Consider the following 16142-nt stretch of genomic DNA (forward strand, 5'->3'; position numbering starts at 1 on the left):
CAATGAGCAAAGTGTTTTTAATTATTAGCGCGGTGTTGCTGATTGGTCTGAGTGGATGTGTTTCACAGCCTAAAACTAGCTTATATCAGCAACTAGGTGCCGAGCAGGGAATAGAGCGCATTGTTGATGCGTTTATTAAGCGTATTGCGAAAGATAAATCGATTTTACCGTATTTTGCTAAATCGAGTGTCAGTCACTTCCGTGCAGGCTTTATTACTCACATGTGTGACATCAGTGGTGGGCCTTGTGAATATACCGGAGACTCCATGGTTGATATTCACACAGGTATGAACATCAATGAAGCTGATTTTAACCGTGTGGTGGAGCTATTGGTATTGGCGATGGAAGATGCAGGAGTCAATTATCGAGAGCAAAACAGGGTTCTAGCCAAGCTAGCACCACTCAGAGGCGAGATCATTAAGCGCTAGGCACTTTGTATCTTTTTCAGCGCTGCTAAGAGGCAAGTGAATGAGTGAAAATTCAGGAACTGTGCCCTTTATTGAGATGCATGTCCTATACTTTTCTCATGGTTTAATTTTTAGAGAAAGGTGCATGTTAGGCTTACTGCTCAATACACTTATTTTGTCTACAAGCTTACAACTCTCTGCACCTAATATTCAGTGGTATACCGAAGATTACCCGCCTTTCAATTATCAAAGCCAAGGTCAGTTGCATGGCTTGGCTTTGAACGTGCTTCGCTCAGCGTATCAAGACCTAGATTGGTATTTAGATGAATCGCAAATTGTGCTTGCGCCTTGGCCTAGAGCGTATAAAAGTGTGCAACAACAAGCGAATACTTGTGTGTTTTCTATGACCTATACTGAGCCTAGGGCAAAGTTATTCAACTTCATAGGTTTGGTGATCCCAAACACAGTGGCAGTGATTGGTCATAAAGATACAGACATTAGTATTTCACAATTAAAGCAAGATAAGTCTTTAACCTATGGGGTTGTTAAAAACGATATTGGTCATCAAGCATTACTTGCCTACGGTATTTCAGAATCTCAGTTTGTGTATTTAAAAACGGGCTTAGAGTTGGTACAAATGATAGATCATAAGCGGGTTGATTTGATTGCTTATGGCGATGCTATCGCTCGGTTTCAGTTTAAGCGCGCTAATATCAACCCGAAAAACTATCGTTTACTCATGCCACTATTAAATTCAAAACTAGGCTTTGCATGCAATAAACAAGTGCCCCAAACTCTCTTGCGGCAATTAGACATAAGCATCAAACAAGCTGTTCAGAATGAGCCCAAGTTGCTGATTTACCATGATGCTTCTAAATAGCGTGATATTTGACCTCTGTGGAGATTAGCAGAGGTCAATGTTTGCACTTAGTCACTACGATGCTTGAAGCTAAAACTTTGCTCTTTCACTGGTTTGCCACTGCCATCGGTTGGTGTTGAATAAAATTGTACTTTCAGTTCATCCGTTTGATTATCTAGCTCTATGTGAGCAAAGCCCCAGGTAAAACTCTTCGACCATACTAGGTCATATTCTGGATAACGCTTTTCTTGCTGCTCGGCAAAGGGGGTATGCGTGCCACGCATTTTTGAAGCTGCGCCACTGATGATAAGTGGTAGCTTAGGTTTGTTATTACCCGGCAGTACGCGTGAGCAGTCATCGGTCAGTAGCTCTAAGTCGTGCTCATGACCCGCAATGTAAGCATCCGCGTACTGACACAGTTCCGGCAAAATTAAACGTCGCAAGACATGGCCTTCATCATACTTGGTGCCGCCGATGGACCATAAAATATGGTGGCCGTAGACAATTTTCCATTTAGCTGTTGAGTTTTTTAAGCCTTTGGCAAGCCAAGCAAGTTGCTTGTGATCTTCTCCATTTACAGGCTCTTCATGTTTTTCAATGTCTTCCACGCTGGCAGCACCAGATGCCAAAGCTGAGGCGAGTCCTTGCTCTGAACCATCAGGTAACAGTGGTACTTCATAGAAGTGCTGACCCGACAGTAACATATTGGTGTCGAGCACAAAAAACTCCACATCATTACCTAGTGAGCCTTTTTTATAGCTGTAATAGCCGCGCTCAGCCATGTAAAAGTTAGGCTGTGTTTTCATCCATTCAGTTTGCAGTGCAACGCCTTTACGAGAGGTTTTCCAATCGTGATTACCGAGCGCAGAGTAAACAACAAGATCCGGTTTTTGATCAAATAAGGGCTGTAATGGTGCTTTGATCAGATCGTTCATACGTTGTTGATCGTCTTTACCATCCTTTGCATCTGCGCCATCGGGGTAAATGTTGTCGCCCAACTGAATGCCAAACTGACACTCTGCGGTCTGACAAAATTCAGCCATGGCTTTGCCCACAGGTAACGCACCACCTTGCTCTGTGGCTATATTTGTACCGGGATAAACATAAATAGGTGCATGGCCAAATTCGTCAATAGGGCGGTGCTCAGCAAGCCAATCGGCTTTTTCTGCGGCGATAAACTCCTCTTTTGTTTTCGGTTTATCAATGTGCTTTTGTTTCGGGTAATCGACATGGTAGCCGCCATCTCCAAAAGCTAAAAAGGCGATATTTTGCTGCGTGTCTTGAGCGTGTAGCGCGACTGAGCTACAACCGACCGTAAACAAAGTGGCTGTGATGAGTGAGGTTAACTGAGACTTTTTCATACTGCTGCCGCAAGCTTTTTACTTGCGGCTCCATAAAGTTAAAAATTTAAAAAGAGGTCAACGTGAAGCCCAGCTCAAACGAGCGACCATAGGTTTCGTATTGATAGTTATATTGACTCTGACCGTGGTAAAGGTAGTAAGGCTCATCGGTGAGGTTGACCGCATTGAAATAGATCTGCGTTTGGTCATTAAAATAGTACTTGGCGCTGAAATCTAACTGAGTGTGTGCGTCTTGCATCACGCGGGCATCGTTATCTTCATGAGAGAAGCTTTTGCTTTTATAGCTTGCACTTAAACGCGTACTAAAATGGTCGCTTTCATAGCCGAACATTAAATTCGCAACGGTGTCAGACTGGTTTGGTAGTTGGTCATCGGCATCAATAAAAGTACCATTTGCCGACAGCATCAGGCCATTTTTGAAGTTCTTTGTATAAGCAAGTTCAACGCCTGAGAGGCTAGCCTCACCTCCATTGACTGCTTGCATCACTTCTTTAAAGCCATCCCACTCTCCGTTATCTTGCACTTCTTTAGTGGCGATAAAGTTATCTATGTCTTTGTAGAACACGCCGGCTGACATTACGCCAATATGGCCAGGGTAGTATTCAATTGACCAATCGAGGTTTGTCGATTCATACGGGTCTAAATGCGGATTACCGACTTCAGCCTTACGCTCGGTTTCAATCTGGCCGTCTTCTTCGGTGGTTTCTGATTCAATGATTTGAAATGCCGCAGAATCTGAGAAGCCCGGTCTTGCTAGGGTGCTAGTGTACGCAAATCGCGTCACGAGTTTGTCATTAATATCGTAGCGAACAGTTAAGTTCGGTAATAAATGACTGTAGTCTTTATCAACCGCCCAAGGGTTAATCTCAACACGCTCATCATCGTTGACTTCGTCTTTAATTAGCTCAACTTTGTTACCTGATGTGCTGTAATCAGTCGCTTCATAGCGCAGACCTGTGATCACTTGCCAAGCGCCCATATCGATAGTGAACATGGCGTAAGCGGCAAAGATATCTTCGTTGCTAATGAAGCTTTTGCCTTTTGTTTCGATATCAGAATCTAATTGATTAACGTCAAACTCAGTGCGGTTGGTCGCGACAAAGCGCGCAATCTCAGAGCGCGATAAACCTGGGCCAAAAGCACTGAGTGACCAATCAGGTGATGATGCTGCAAATTGCGCAGCTGTGGCATCGTTAAAACCACCATCGAACACTGTCGTGCGCACATCATTGAATTTCTCACGTTGCGCATATTTTGCCCCAAATTTGAGTTGGGTGTTGTAGCCAGATAAGGTAAAGTCCTTGCTTAAATCGAGCTTTAAACTCAGGCTTTCATCTTCAGTATTGTTGTTTTCCCAAACCAACTCATCTAATTCGAAGTTTTCGAGCTGGTGGGCATTGGCTGATTGTGTCAGGGCAGGGGCTTGGCCTAAGTGGCTGTAGCCGAGTGTCAAGTCTTCTCCCGCAAAATCGGCATCAATGCGATTGGGCTCTTCTTCAGAAGACTTAGCATACCCCACGCTATACTCCACAAACCAATCGCTTAGTTGGTGTTCGGCACCTGTTACTAATGACAAAATGGTTTGCGACTCATATCTGTCTTTGGTGTCACGATCCATTTCTGCGCCACTAAACTGTGCGCTTGCGTCGTTAAATTGACCTGAGACTAATGCACCTTTATCAAACTTATACTCATTGCGCAGACGGAACTCATCATCTGAGAACTCGCTATACAGTGTACGCAGGTAGTATTTGCTGAAATCATTGCTGTGCAAATCAAGGTTTAGGGCTGCACCTAGTCGTTCTCGTTTAATTTTATAGTGACGTTGTTCAATTTCTTCAGCACCAAATAGTTCTACTTCTTCACCATTGTCGGTTTCAAGCTCGAGCATTTGCCAGCCACCATCGGTCTCCATGTTGTGCGAGCCAAATTCTCGTTCAGACCAAGATAGGGCTGTGGCTATACCCAGATCAAACTGTTTGTTAAGGGTATAAACGTCGGTAAAGCTGGCAGAGAGCTTAGGGCTGGTGGCTTCTACTTGTTCGTTGTAAGTGGCTTGTGCACTCACGCTGTAGCTTTGACCTTCACGGTCAAAGGCACTTAAGCTTTTTACTTCGATGCTGCCACCTATGGCACTGGCATCCATATCTGGGGTAACGGTTTTGCTGACTTCAAGGCTTTGTACCAGCTCGCTTGGGATCACATCCATCGCGACACTACGAACGCCAGATTCAGGTGAGGGCACATTTGCGCCATTGATGGTGACATTATTCAAGCTGGGGTCGATACCACGAATGCCAACAAATCGGCCTTCGCCTTGGTCGCGTTGAATAAACATACCGGGTAAACGCTGTAACGCTTCAGCCGCATTTTGGTCGGGAAGCTGGCCTATAGAGTCGCTGCTGACAATAGACTTTACGCCCATGGCATTTTTCTGGCGATTAAGCGCGCCAGCTTGTCCTGCGCGTTGACCTACCACAATGACATCTTCGATGTAGGCTTCTTGGTTCTCAAGTGCAATACGTTGAGTGAGTACTTCATTCTCTTTAATGGTGATTTGACGTTCGACACTTTTCGCGCCCAGATAATCCACGACCAAGGTATATTGACCAGCTGGCAGGTTTGTTAAGCGAAATCGACCATCGCGTTCAGAGCTGATGGTGCGGCTTAATTCTTTTATGCTGATCTTGGCCCCTTCAAAGTACACCGAATTATTGGCATCGGTAATACGACCTTCAAGGGTATTGGCAAAAGCGTGTGAACTTAATAATGCACAAGTGGTAGCTAATGCGATTTTAGAACGAGTAAATCTAGACGGTTTATGTGTTTTCATCTTTCTCTTCTCAGTTTGCACAGGAGTATTTGGGTTTATTGATAACGACGGCAAAAGTAGAGAACTCAGATTAAAGAAATATGTCAGTACAAAAGCAAAGTAGGCAAAATTCGCTAAAAACGAGGTTTTTCGTCGGTATTTTTTGCCTTATTGAGCCAATATGACCCCCTACAATCTTGGTGTGATTGTTTTAAGTGCCATAAAACATGGGGAAAAGTGCCGAGTTGTCATAATCGCAGCACCTTTGATGAGCTAAAGTGACCCTACGATAAAACCTGCCAGCTTTGTAGCATGGTGATACTTTTAAGCGCTTATTTGCTGTTATGACCGATTCATTTTTAAAACTTCACACGCGACTATTACTATTGCTAGGAGTGTTTATTGCCGCAGCAATATGCATGGTGAGCCTTTTTGGTAGTGCCAAGCCTGCCAGCGAGATAGATTGGATTGACTGCTTTGGTGAGGGCGGTATCGCGGTGATGACCTTGATTTGGTTACTGGCCACCTTGCTCACCCGACCCAAAGGCAAGGTAACGAACTTATTGTTTCTTGGCTTGAGTGCTTTACATATTTCTTTGTTGCTCGACTTCTTAGATGAATTTTATCGCTTTGATCTTGAATATGACTGGTTAACGAGTTTAGAAGCGCTTCCTGCGACTTTAGGAATGGGGCTGATGAGCTTAGCAATGTATTTTTGGTATCACGAACAGCAGGTCTTAAATCATCTACTGCAAAAGAAAGAACGCTTTTATCGTGAGCATGGCTTAACAGATTTTATCACTGGTTTGTACCGCGCTGATTATATGAAAAAACAGGTCGCGCGCGAGTTACACGCTTACCGTGAGAGTGGAACTGGATTTTGTATGGCTTTACTTGATATTAAAGGGTTCAGTGAATTTAATCGTAAATATGGGGGCGTGCGAAGCAATAGTTTGCTCTCAGATATTGGTCAGATCATCACGCTTAACTTGCGGGAGTCCGATTTGGCCTGCCGTTATGCCTCTGATAGGTTTATTGTGTTGTTACCTGATACTGATTTAGTGGAAGCACATGCCGTGATTGAACAGGTGGCGCAAATGGTGGCCAGTCATACGCCGTATGATAATCATAATAGCGCACTGGGGTTTGAAGGTGTGCAATGGCAATGTATGGCAGCCCGTAAAGATGACGATCACAGCACCCTGTTACAACGTTTAAGCCAAAGCTTAAATGAACTCAAAGCGGTGGCGGCATGAGGCAGGTATTTGAAAGTGACAGCCCTATTTTGGCAATGCAGCCATTATTACTGCCTTTGATTGAGATGGCTGAACAAAGAGGGGTGAGTAGTCATAAGTTACTCAAAGGCAGTCGTCTGTTTAATGAAGACTTACATCAGCCAAACAAGCGAGTGAGTTTCACACAGGTGGCGCAAATTTTTGACAATGCTCAAACGCTCCTAAGTCAAGATGGCGTGAGCTTTTTAGTGGCGAGACATTGGCTATTTAGCCAGCCTGAAGCGGCCTTTCAGGCACTACTTAATAGCCGGAATTTGTTAGATATGAGCCGAGTCTTACAAGTTAGGCAAGCGCAAATTTGGCCACTGATGTTCTTTCAAAGTTATCGCAGCGCGAATGCGCGCCATTTTGTCGTGAATCCCGCGATAGCTCAGGTGTCAGCACCTTGCATGGAGTTTATGGCCGAATTTCTGATAGCGGTGATTGACCAATTATGCCGATGGCGCTTTGACATGGTGTCGCATTTGACAGTCAAACTGCCCTATGCGCAACCTGAACATGTGGAACAATACCAATCACATCTGCAGCTGCAATATCATTTTTCACAACCTTGTTTTATGGTGAGTGTGCCCACTACTTACATGTATCGGCCACAAACTTTAGCGTTAACTTCTATGCGTGGTTTCTATCTTCAGCAATCAAAACATGCAGAAAATAATGTCGGTTTTTTACAGTATGTCTGTTCATTACTCGCTCTGAGTCCTAAACAGTCTGCAACTGAGCTCAGTGAATGTTTAGGTGTGAGTGTGGCGACTTTAAAAAGGAAGCTAAAAGCCCACAATACCAGTTTGCAAGCTTTGAAAGATCAGCTACAAAAGCAGCAAGCGGTGATCCATATTAGTGAGCGAGGTTGTTCAAACGAGCAAGTTGCACAACAACTTGAATATGCAGATGTGACAAACTTTCGCCGCAACTTTAAACGCTGGACGGGCATGACGCCCAGCGAGCTAAGGAAGTTGTTTAATTAAATTAATCAAGGTTCAGGTTAATTAAGTGCATCTGTGGCTTTACGCACAGCAAAAGAAAACTCGGTGCCTTTACCTAATTCGCTATCAACCTTGATCTCTGATTTTAACAAACGAATAAGGCGAGAGGTTATCGCCAACCCTAGACCCGCATGGGTCTTTTTACAGCCCTGACTGTTGCTTGCCTTGTAACGGGCTTCAAAGATATAAGGCAGCTCTTTGGCATTGATACCCAGTCCGGTATCTCGCACAGCTAACGCATATTGTTTATTGTACTCGCTGACTTCAATGGTGATGTTTCCTCCCGACGGCGTATGTCGAATGGCGTTATCAATCAAGTTGGTTAGTACCCGTTCTAATTTAGCGATGTCAGAGTAAACTTGGGCATCAAAGGTTTTGGGCTGCACAGTTAAAGTAATGTTGGCTTGCTCAGTTTTTAGTGCGAACTTTGCCAAAATGTCATAAATCAATTCACCTAAATTAAACACTTCAAATTGTACATTGGCATGACCTGATTCAAGGTGTGCAAGCTCGAATATTTGATCGATCAAGCTTTTCAATTGGGTGCAATTCTTAAGCGCAACTTGAAGGTAATGCATCTGTTGCTCAGGCTTAGCATGCTGTTTTTCAATTAACTCTAAGTACCCTTGCAATGAAGCAAGCGGAGTGCGCAAATCATGAGATAGATGGGCCAATAATTGACGGCGTTGTGAGTCAAGTTCTGTGAGTTGTGCCATCTGCTGATTAATGGTCACCAGCATTTGATTAACACTGTTGCCAAGCTGGTGGACTTCGTTATCAGAGTTTGACCACTGTGGCATAGTCAACTCAGTTAAATCAAATTTCGCTTCTTCTGCTTTGTGAATAAAGTCGCCAAGTTGCTTGAGAGGCGAAGTGATATAGCGAAACAATAACACCGCTACGAATAGTAAAATGATCACTAAGCTCAACAAGCCAGCAGAATGTTGAAATAAATGATCTGAACTACTGATCTGGGTAAAAATAGAGTCATAGGCTGAAGAGCCGATAATCACATATAAATACCCCTGAAGCGTGTCGTTGTTATAAACCGGTGCAACAGAGAAGATTTTTTGTTGATCAAAACTGCGCGGATCATCGCCAAAAATCGGCAAGTTGTGTGGCTCTTCTATTAGCTGTAACAAAGGGCGTAAATCGACACTTTGCTTTTTAACATCGCCAGGTTTTGCGGAGTAGGTGACTAATTTGCCGCTAGGATCGACAAAGTAAAACTCAAAAGACGGGCCCAGTACCATTAAGGTATGAAATAGGCTTTCAAGGGCCTTATAGTCGTAAACGCCTTGTTTTAGCAAGGGGTTGTCATTGGCGAGGTGTTCCGCAAGGCCTAAATGTAGTTTTTGCTCAGCTTGAGAGCGAGACACTTCAGACACACACTGTGTCCAAGTTACAAACGAAATGAGTATGATGAAAAGCACCATTGAAATGGTCAGACTGAGGCGCTGATAAAGAGATTGGATCATAATGATGCCTGTTGCAATGATTTGGCGTTAAGTTTGTAACCCACCCCCCATACTGTTTCTATGATGTCTTGTTGGCATAAGTTACCTAACTTACTGCGTAGACGGTTTATGTGTGAGTTAACGGTATGTTCGTAACCTGAGTGGTCATAACCCCAAACTGATTCGAGTAATTGGGCACGTGAAAATACTTGATTAGGGTGTTTGGCAAAGAAGTGGATCAGATCAAATTCGGTTGCGGTGAGGTCAATAAGTTGATCATTGATAAAGACTTCGTGACCCCCTGTATCGATTTGCAGCGCGCCTAACATCAAGGCAGTTGGCGCTGTTGCGATTGTATCGGTTGGCTGTTGCTGCATTTTGAGCAATTTAATATGGCGGATCTGGGCTTTGATCCTTGCTTGGAATTCTCGATAGCTAAAAGGTTTGCAAATATAGTCATCGGCACCAATTTCTAGGCCAATTACTCTGTCCATCTCACTGCTTTTAGAGGTCAGTAATACCACGCTGATATGAGGAAATAGAGATTTGATCTCTCGGCAAACACTAAGACCGTCCATGCCAGGCAACATAATATCGAGTAGCACGATGTCGAAATGGTCTTGCATTAATTTTGCCATGGCGCTTTCCCCATCGCTTACGTGTTCAACATCAAGTGCCAATTCTTTTAAATGCACTTGAACTAACCCTGCAATATCGAGATCGTCTTCAACGATCAATACTTTATGCTGCATATTTCAACCCTCTTAAAGTAAATCATGCCTTTAATATGCTGTTATTTACTTTGCAATGCCCATTACACGCCGTGTAATGGGCATGTCGGGCTTATTTCATTCTTGTTATTGTGACCATCATTAGTGGGTTATCGAATTTATGCGTGCTATCTAACACTGAGCTAGAGAGCCCGTCTTCATTACCGACAACGCCAGGATGCATTGCGACCTTATCCATGTCTTCTCGGGCACTATTGAAGCCTTCTCCGCCATCTGCAGGACCAGGAATAGTCCCTTGTGCTTCAGTATTTTCTTCGGTCCCTGCATCATACGCATGGGTACGCATAGAAATACTGTCGCCTTCCGCTAGGTTTGATACGTCCATAGCATTAAGACCGGTAAAACCATCATTTGTATTCACCATCATGGTGATTAAAGACAATTTATAGTCTTCAAGACTTTCGGTAGTGAGCATTAACTCTTGGCTCGCGCCAGGTGCAAGTGGAGTATCTGCTGAGCTTGACATCATAACCACATCTAATCCGAGTAGCCCTGAATTATCCCCGCCTTCAGCTAAGGTTTCTAATTCGGCGCTGGCCGCCTCACCGATTTGCCAAAATTGTCCTTCTTTATGTAGTGCAATACCAATTGGCGAAAGTGGCTGTCCGTTAGTGAGGTTCACCGCTGTCACTTTTAGCATAATTTCTTCTGCTGCTGGCGGCGTAGGCATAGGTGTTTCTATCATCACATCATTGGTGTCACTGCTACAACCTGCGAGTAATAGGCCTGCAAATACAGGCGCACATAATTTGAGTGCTTTCATGTTAGGCCCCTTATTTTACTGTTACAGTCACTTTCGCTACTGGGTTCAACCAACGGTGTACTGTATTGTGTAAATCGCTTTTACCACCTGTTGCTTCGTCATCACCTAAATTCCCGCGGTGAATATGGACCATCATGTTGGTTTCTTCACTGGTGACACCACTGCCTTGCGTACCCGGTGCCATGCCCGGAGAGGCTGGAATACCCAATGAGCCAGGTGCACCAGAGCCATCAACAACCAGTTCGTTGTTTGCTTCTGTGCCTGCATCATACGCATTTAGGTAGATATGATATGTGCCTGCTTCGGTTGGAATAGGCCATGCATCAAGGCCCACAAAGCCATCGTTAGTTGGTAACATCATTGCGACAATAGACAGGGTTGAATTAGTTTCAGAACTTTCAACCATTGCCATAGTGGATGCGGTCGGTGCTAATAAGCCCTCAGCAGGGTTTGCGGCAGTGCTTGCATTGATGCCTGACAATACATCGGCAAGACCTGAAATATCGCCGCCTTCAGCCATTGCTTGTAATGGTTCAGACGCTTTACTGCCAATTTGGTAAAGGTGCGCGTCACTGCTATGTGCTGCGACAAGGAGTGGGGTAAAATAAATACCTTGTGTGAGGTTGGTAATTTTTACTTCTACATCAGCGGCCATTGCTGTACCGCCCGCCATTAAGGTTAGTCCTGCGATGAGTGCACTTGTTGCTTTGTTCATGTCTTGCTCTTTATAGTTTTGTTAAACACAAATCTAGTGTGCAAGACAGTTATCGTGAAACTATGGCTAATTATTCACAAATGTATCACAAGAGTGTTTTAAATTTATCGCAGCGGAGATTTCTACTACTGAAGCTTAGAAAACAAGGCTTTAAACTCAGTAATTAATTGCTCCTGAGGGTTATTTTTACGATAAACCAAATAAATTGGTCGCTTAATTTGTAGTGGTGTGTCGATTTCAAATAATTCGCCGTTTTCAATTAATGCTTGAACCAGAGGGTAAGGCAAGTAGGCAAACCCACCTTTAGTTTGTAACACTTCAAGCGCAATCATAGCGGCAGAGGTTTTAAAGTTGGGGGTGACTTTATGGTGTAAAGCGTGTTCTTTTTGAAAGGTGATGCCCCAATCAACTAATACATAGTCTTCTACTTTGGCGTCGAATTGAGGGCGGCTCCCAACCAATGACAAATCAAAGTGACCTATTAACTCATTACAAAAATCGCTGTCTTTGATCGGATCGGTAAGTAAGCCCACATCCAGTGAGCGGTCTTCTAACTTTCTTTGGATCGCTTCGCGCACTGAGAGCTCAGCGCCAACAACCAGATCTTCAAAGAGTGCCAACATATCTTGAATACGAGAGCTAAAAAAAGCGTCCCAAACATTGGGCGTAGCTGCAACACTAAAAGTGTTTTTCTGCATGGCGGCAATTGATAAAGAGAGCTTGGACTGCGCCATTTGACTCACCATCAAGTGTGCATGAGATAACAGTGCTTCTCCGGCTGGGGTCAGTCTTAAATTATTTTTTTCTCGAATAAAAAGAGCAGTATTATAAAACTCTTCAAGTTGTTTTATTCTTGCACTGACAGCAGCTTGGGTGATATACAAAGTTTCTGCAGCGCGCCCAAAGTGGCGATTTTCTGCAACGGCGATAAAGGTTTTAAAGACTCTAATATCCATGTGTCATGGCTCTCTTCTCATAATGGCCTCAATTTAAATAAATATTATCTTCACGACAAATATTTTTTGTTTTTCTTCTTATTGATTTTTACATACATTCCGCAAATAAGAGCTTTCTTTGCTCTTGGCAATAATTTGTTCATAAAAGCTGGGTATAGATTAATCAGTTGTATCTAACTTTATTTAACCGTTATATGGCAAACCACTTAGGGGAACATATGAATACGACGATTCGTAAAGGTAAAACACTGTTTTATGGCGACCACACATTTTCACATGGGTTATCAAGAAGCGGTCATTTTACGTTGAAAGAAGCTGAATTTTTAGAAAGCTACGGCCATACGTTAAGTGCGCTGGCGAATGAGACGCTACAGCCTGAAAATGACGAAGAGCAATTATTTGTAGCGCAAGTAAATGACGAAGGCGAAAGCACCTTACATGCTGCCAAACTTTGGAAAAAATACTTAAAAGCAATCGATAAAAGCAAAGTGGGTCACAGCTTCTCAAGAAGCAGCGGCCGTACTGTGCAAGACATGGGAAACGACTTCAGTTTAGCTGATTAATCATACGACCCAATCTTTATATCTGATTGCCAATTAGCCAGTTTCGACTGGCTAATTTTATTTCTATTACTGATATACCTGTCCTTAATAATATCGAGTTAGGAGGATAGGTATTTAAAACCTTAAAGACATATAGCCATGAAAATTTGTTTTATTATGTACCCTTGGGATCGTGTTGAGCCTGAGACAGACACTACGCTTCGTTTAATTCATGAGTGTGTTAAACGCGGTCATACCGTTGCTATGTCAACGGTGAATAACCTGACTATTAGAGACAGTGTGGCGAGTGCATTCTGTGATGTATTTACGCGTAAAACAAAGTGTTCTGACAATGTCGTAAGTTTTTACAAAAATGCTGACTTAAAGCGAACTCAGCTACCACTTGCAGGTTTTGATGCCATTATCATGCGTGCTAATCCACCGCTAGATACCTTAGCATTGAACTTCTTAGATTCAGTGCGTGGTGATACTTTCATTATGAATGACTTAGATGGTCTACGTATTGCGAATAACAAAATTTACACGGCGTCTTTCCAAGATACAGAGAGCGAATTTATTCCGGCAACGCATGTATCAAAAAACCGCGAATACTTAGAGCGTATTTTTGATGAGTCTGACAGCGATCGCATGATCTTAAAACCCCTAGATGGATTTGGTGGTCGTGGTGTGATTGTCATTGAAAAGTCGGCACGTCAGAGCTTTAGATCGTTACTCGATTTTTATATCGGCGGTGACGAAAATGGCAAAGGCGAGAACTACGTTATTTTACAAGATTACGTTGAAGGCGCAGAAGAAGGCGATGTGCGCATTATGATGCTCAACGGCGAACCAATTGGCGCAATGAAGCGTGTGCCAGCAACAGGTGATCTGCGTTCAAACGTGCATGCGGGTGGCCGAGTTGTGAAACATAAACTGACAGAGCAAGAGAAAAAGCTGTGTAAGTACATTGGCCCTAAACTGGTTCGCGATGGCCTTTATTTTACTGGTATCGATGTCATTGGTGGTAAGTTGATTGAAGTGAATGTATTAAGCCCTGGTGGCATTGTACGTATAAACAAATTAAACCGTGTGAAATTACAAGCGCAGGTAATTGATTTTGTTGAAAGTGTCGTGCATGCCAAAGAGCTAGTACGCAACCGTAAAACTGAATTCAGACAGGTAATCGAAAATGCTAACGCTGTCTGAGCAGGCGTGCATCGCGAAAATTAATAAAGGTGAGAGCTTTCACGCTGAAGTCGAAGGCGGCGCCTTTATTATTAAAATTGATGAATATACGCCAGTTATCTGTGCGGCTATTCATAATGGCCATCGTTTACGTAAAGATCTCGAAAAAACCTTTATGCTCAGTAAAGACGAGCGCTTTTTCGAAGAAGATCCTTACACTGACGAGCTTATCTCGTCGTTCCCTATTCAGTTGATAGGGAACGACTCGCGTTTTGAATACGACTTAAATCGTGCCAAAACCTTGTCTACGTATTTTAAAACGGCGTGGAATAAGCAGGTATGGCAAAAGCCGTTGAGTGCAAAGCAACGTGCAATTAGCCAAGCTAAACATGAGTCTTTTTACAATGTGCTTGAGGCAATCATTGCCAAAGTAGAGTCACTATTTAGTCGAGCAATTGTGTTTGATATTCACTCGTACAACTATAAGCGCATCGAAAAAGACACGCCGACGTTTAATATTGGCTCTGGGCAAATTGATGTCGAGCGCTGGGGCAGTGTGGTTAAGCACTTTGAGAAGCAATTGAATAAGATTGAATTGCCTAACTTATCAGTGCGTGCTGCAACAGACGAAGTGTTTCACGGTCGAGGCTATTTAATAAGTCATGTGAATGCACACTTTGATAACACCCTAGTGTTACCAACTGAAGTCAAAAAAGTCTTTATGGATGAAACATCGGGCGATGTTTACCCTTTGGTGCTTGAAGAGTTAAAAGCAGGTTTTAAGAGTGCTATCTCTGAAACCGCTGCATATTTTATTCGCCGTTTTGGCAGTAAAAAGCGCATGCAAAAAGCCGACATGCTGTCTTCTAGTATCAGCCCTGAGGTACTAGAGGTTGATAGAGCGTTATTTTCGCTATGTCGTCATATTGAAACGTTGAACTTTATTAACCCAGTAAACCTGCAAGCGCAGCGTAAAAAGTTTTTGAAGAATAGCTATATCGCGCCGAGTTTTAACTATAAGCAGCTAGATCTAAACCCTTATAAGTTCAGAGAAAAGCTCTATAAGTTACCGGTTGATAATATTCTCGATGCCGATATTCAGCAGTTGTATCGTCATATCATTGATAATTTGGCGAACAAAATTGATTTGTTGGCCACCATAGGTACCGATGAGTTTATGTATAACTCATTAAAATACTATGGCGAGCCGAGTGAAGAAGACATTGCGAACGCACGATTCTTACTGCACTTAAAGCCACACATTGATGAAAATGAAAAAGTATTGAATGCGGATGAGGCAATCGCTTGCTTTAAAGCACAGGCGCAAGAGTGGGGCTTAAACTGCCGCATCGAAAAGTCGGCAAAAATAGTTGCCAAGGCCATGGTCAATAACGACAAAGCGTTGCTATTAGTTAACCGAGACGCCAGTTTTACCGAAAAAGAAATTCATGCTTTTGCTTTTCATGAGTTAGGCATTCATATGGTGACGACGCTGAATGCTAAAAAGCAACCGTTGAAGGTCTTTGGATTAGGTTTGTCAGGCAATACCCACACTCAAGAAGGTTTAGCAATCTACAGTGAGTATTGCTCGGGGAGTTTGACACTATCGCGCCTACAAACTTTGGCGTTGCGTGTTATTGCCGTGAACTATATGCTCAAGCATCGCGATTTTGTGAAAACCTTCCACACTTTAGTGAGTGAATTTGAGTTAGACAGAGAGTTTGCCTTTACTTTAACAACCCGTGTTTATCGAGGCGGTGGGTTTACCAAAGATTATCTCTATCTCAGTGGCTTTAGAGATATCGTTGAACTGGCAAAGACGCAGTCACTCGATAACTTACTGGTCGGCAAAACAGGGTTACTTGATTTTGCGATTACCAATGAAGTGGTAGAGCGCGGCTTGGTAAATAAACCGACACCTTTATTTGATTTGAGCTATCGACCATCTGGCGATGATGTACTGGACTTTATCGTACAGTCCATTCGTTAATAGATAAGCCTCAAAGTAAAGAA

General features: G+C 43.2%; 14 protein-coding genes. 7 read left to right on the forward strand and 7 right to left on the reverse strand.

Annotation, left to right across the window (positions count from 1 at the left end):
• The first annotated feature begins 2 nt into the window (after positions 1-2).
• Positions 3-428, forward strand: coding sequence for a group 1 truncated hemoglobin (locus AAEU28_RS17485; protein ID WP_421965259.1), 426 nt, complete (start codon positions 3-5; stop codon positions 426-428).
• Positions 429-468: 40 nt separating this feature from the next.
• Positions 469-1287 carry a substrate-binding periplasmic protein gene (locus AAEU28_RS17490; protein ID WP_421965260.1) on the forward strand — a complete coding sequence of 273 codons (819 nt, stop codon included), beginning with the start codon at positions 469-471 and terminating at the stop codon, positions 1285-1287.
• A 47-nt stretch (positions 1288-1334) separates the two neighbouring features.
• On the opposite strand, the gene AAEU28_RS17495 is transcribed toward AAEU28_RS17490, so the two are convergent.
• Together AAEU28_RS17495 and AAEU28_RS17500 are read right to left on the reverse strand one after the other, a co-directional pair.
• The gene (locus tag AAEU28_RS17495) at positions 1335-2627 is read right to left on the reverse strand and encodes a metallophosphoesterase (protein ID WP_421965261.1); all 1293 of its coding nucleotides are present in this window, start codon (positions 2625-2627) and stop codon (positions 1335-1337) included.
• Positions 2628-2673: 46 nt separating this feature from the next.
• Complete coding sequence (locus tag AAEU28_RS17500; protein ID WP_421965262.1) at positions 2674-5460, reverse strand: TonB-dependent receptor; 2787 nt, start codon at positions 5458-5460, stop codon at positions 2674-2676.
• Positions 5461-5783: 323 nt separating this feature from the next.
• Between AAEU28_RS17500 and AAEU28_RS17505 the strand changes: the two genes are divergently transcribed.
• Both AAEU28_RS17505 and AAEU28_RS17510 read left to right on the forward strand, forming a co-directional pair.
• On the forward strand, positions 5784-6695 hold the full coding sequence (locus AAEU28_RS17505) for a GGDEF domain-containing protein (RefSeq protein ID WP_421965263.1): 912 nt from the start codon (positions 5784-5786) through the stop codon (positions 6693-6695).
• The gene (locus tag AAEU28_RS17510) at positions 6692-7702 is read left to right on the forward strand and encodes an AraC family transcriptional regulator ligand-binding domain-containing protein (protein ID WP_421965264.1); all 1011 of its coding nucleotides are present in this window, start codon (positions 6692-6694) and stop codon (positions 7700-7702) included. Before AAEU28_RS17505 ends, AAEU28_RS17510 begins: the two co-directional genes overlap by 4 nt.
• A 17-nt stretch (positions 7703-7719) precedes the next feature.
• Here the strand turns inward: AAEU28_RS17510 and AAEU28_RS17515 are convergent, their stop codons facing one another.
• From AAEU28_RS17515 to AAEU28_RS17535, 5 genes are all read right to left on the reverse strand, one after another.
• Complete coding sequence (locus AAEU28_RS17515; protein ID WP_421965265.1) at positions 7720-9198, reverse strand: sensor histidine kinase; 1479 nt, start codon at positions 9196-9198, stop codon at positions 7720-7722.
• Positions 9195-9929, reverse strand: coding sequence for a response regulator transcription factor (locus AAEU28_RS17520; RefSeq protein WP_421965266.1), 735 nt, complete (start codon positions 9927-9929; stop codon positions 9195-9197). The genes AAEU28_RS17515 and AAEU28_RS17520 overlap by 4 nt, the downstream gene beginning before the upstream one ends.
• 91 nt (positions 9930-10020) lie before the next feature.
• Positions 10021-10731: a spondin domain-containing protein gene (locus tag AAEU28_RS17525; protein WP_421965267.1), complete on the reverse strand. Its 711-nt coding sequence runs from the start codon at positions 10729-10731 to the stop codon at positions 10021-10023.
• Between the two features lie 10 nt (positions 10732-10741).
• Positions 10742-11446: a spondin domain-containing protein gene (locus AAEU28_RS17530; protein ID WP_421965268.1), complete on the reverse strand. Its 705-nt coding sequence runs from the start codon at positions 11444-11446 to the stop codon at positions 10742-10744.
• 125 nt (positions 11447-11571) lie between these two features.
• A complete protein-coding gene (locus AAEU28_RS17535) occupies positions 11572-12402 on the reverse strand; it encodes a LysR family transcriptional regulator (RefSeq protein WP_421965269.1) in 831 nt (276 codons plus the stop codon).
• A 218-nt stretch (positions 12403-12620) separates the two neighbouring features.
• Here AAEU28_RS17535 and maoP point away from each other — a divergent pair, with 218 nt between their 5' ends.
• The 3 genes from maoP to AAEU28_RS17550 all read left to right on the forward strand — a co-directional run bounded on the left by maoP (position 12621) and on the right by AAEU28_RS17550 (position 16119).
• Positions 12621-12965 (forward strand): DUF413 domain-containing protein, encoded by a 345-nt coding sequence (maoP, locus tag AAEU28_RS17540; RefSeq protein WP_421965270.1) that lies wholly within the window; start codon positions 12621-12623, stop codon positions 12963-12965.
• Between the two features lie 138 nt (positions 12966-13103).
• Positions 13104-14150, forward strand: a complete 1047-nt coding sequence (gene gshB, locus AAEU28_RS17545; protein WP_421965271.1) for a glutathione synthase — start codon at positions 13104-13106, stop codon at positions 14148-14150.
• The gene (locus AAEU28_RS17550; RefSeq protein WP_421965272.1) at positions 14134-16119 is read left to right on the forward strand and encodes a flavohemoglobin expression-modulating QEGLA motif protein; all 1986 of its coding nucleotides are present in this window, start codon (positions 14134-14136) and stop codon (positions 16117-16119) included. Before gshB ends, AAEU28_RS17550 begins: the two co-directional genes overlap by 17 nt.
• Positions 16120-16142 lie beyond the last annotated feature (23 nt).

Origin of the sequence: Pseudoalteromonas sp. SS15 (assembly GCF_049257195.1) — a bacterium.
Taxonomy (GTDB): domain Bacteria; phylum Pseudomonadota; class Gammaproteobacteria; order Enterobacterales; family Alteromonadaceae; genus Pseudoalteromonas.

Bases quoted from the DNA above. Each gene is read 5' to 3' on its own strand.
- AAEU28_RS17485 (WP_421965259.1), top strand. From the start codon at position 3: ATGAGCAAAGTGTTTTTAATTATTAGCGCGGTGTTGCTGATTGGTCTG.
- AAEU28_RS17490 (WP_421965260.1), top strand. From the start codon at position 469: ATGAGTGAAAATTCAGGAACTGTGCCCTTTATTGAGATGCATGTCCTA.
- AAEU28_RS17495 (WP_421965261.1), bottom strand. From the start codon at position 2,627: ATGAAAAAGTCTCAGTTAACCTCACTCATCACAGCCACTTTGTTTACG.
- AAEU28_RS17500 (WP_421965262.1), bottom strand. From the start codon at position 5,460: ATGAAAACACATAAACCGTCTAGATTTACTCGTTCTAAAATCGCATTA.
- AAEU28_RS17505 (WP_421965263.1), top strand. From the start codon at position 5,784: ATGACCGATTCATTTTTAAAACTTCACACGCGACTATTACTATTGCTA.
- AAEU28_RS17510 (WP_421965264.1), top strand. From the start codon at position 6,692: ATGAGGCAGGTATTTGAAAGTGACAGCCCTATTTTGGCAATGCAGCCA.
- AAEU28_RS17515 (WP_421965265.1), bottom strand. From the start codon at position 9,198: ATGATCCAATCTCTTTATCAGCGCCTCAGTCTGACCATTTCAATGGTG.
- AAEU28_RS17520 (WP_421965266.1), bottom strand. From the start codon at position 9,929: ATGCAGCATAAAGTATTGATCGTTGAAGACGATCTCGATATTGCAGGG.
- AAEU28_RS17525 (WP_421965267.1), bottom strand. From the start codon at position 10,731: ATGAAAGCACTCAAATTATGTGCGCCTGTATTTGCAGGCCTATTACTC.
- AAEU28_RS17530 (WP_421965268.1), bottom strand. From the start codon at position 11,446: ATGAACAAAGCAACAAGTGCACTCATCGCAGGACTAACCTTAATGGCG.
- AAEU28_RS17535 (WP_421965269.1), bottom strand. From the start codon at position 12,402: ATGGATATTAGAGTCTTTAAAACCTTTATCGCCGTTGCAGAAAATCGC.
- maoP (WP_421965270.1), top strand. From the start codon at position 12,621: ATGAATACGACGATTCGTAAAGGTAAAACACTGTTTTATGGCGACCAC.
- gshB (WP_421965271.1), top strand. From the start codon at position 13,104: ATGAAAATTTGTTTTATTATGTACCCTTGGGATCGTGTTGAGCCTGAG.
- AAEU28_RS17550 (WP_421965272.1), top strand. From the start codon at position 14,134: ATGCTAACGCTGTCTGAGCAGGCGTGCATCGCGAAAATTAATAAAGGT.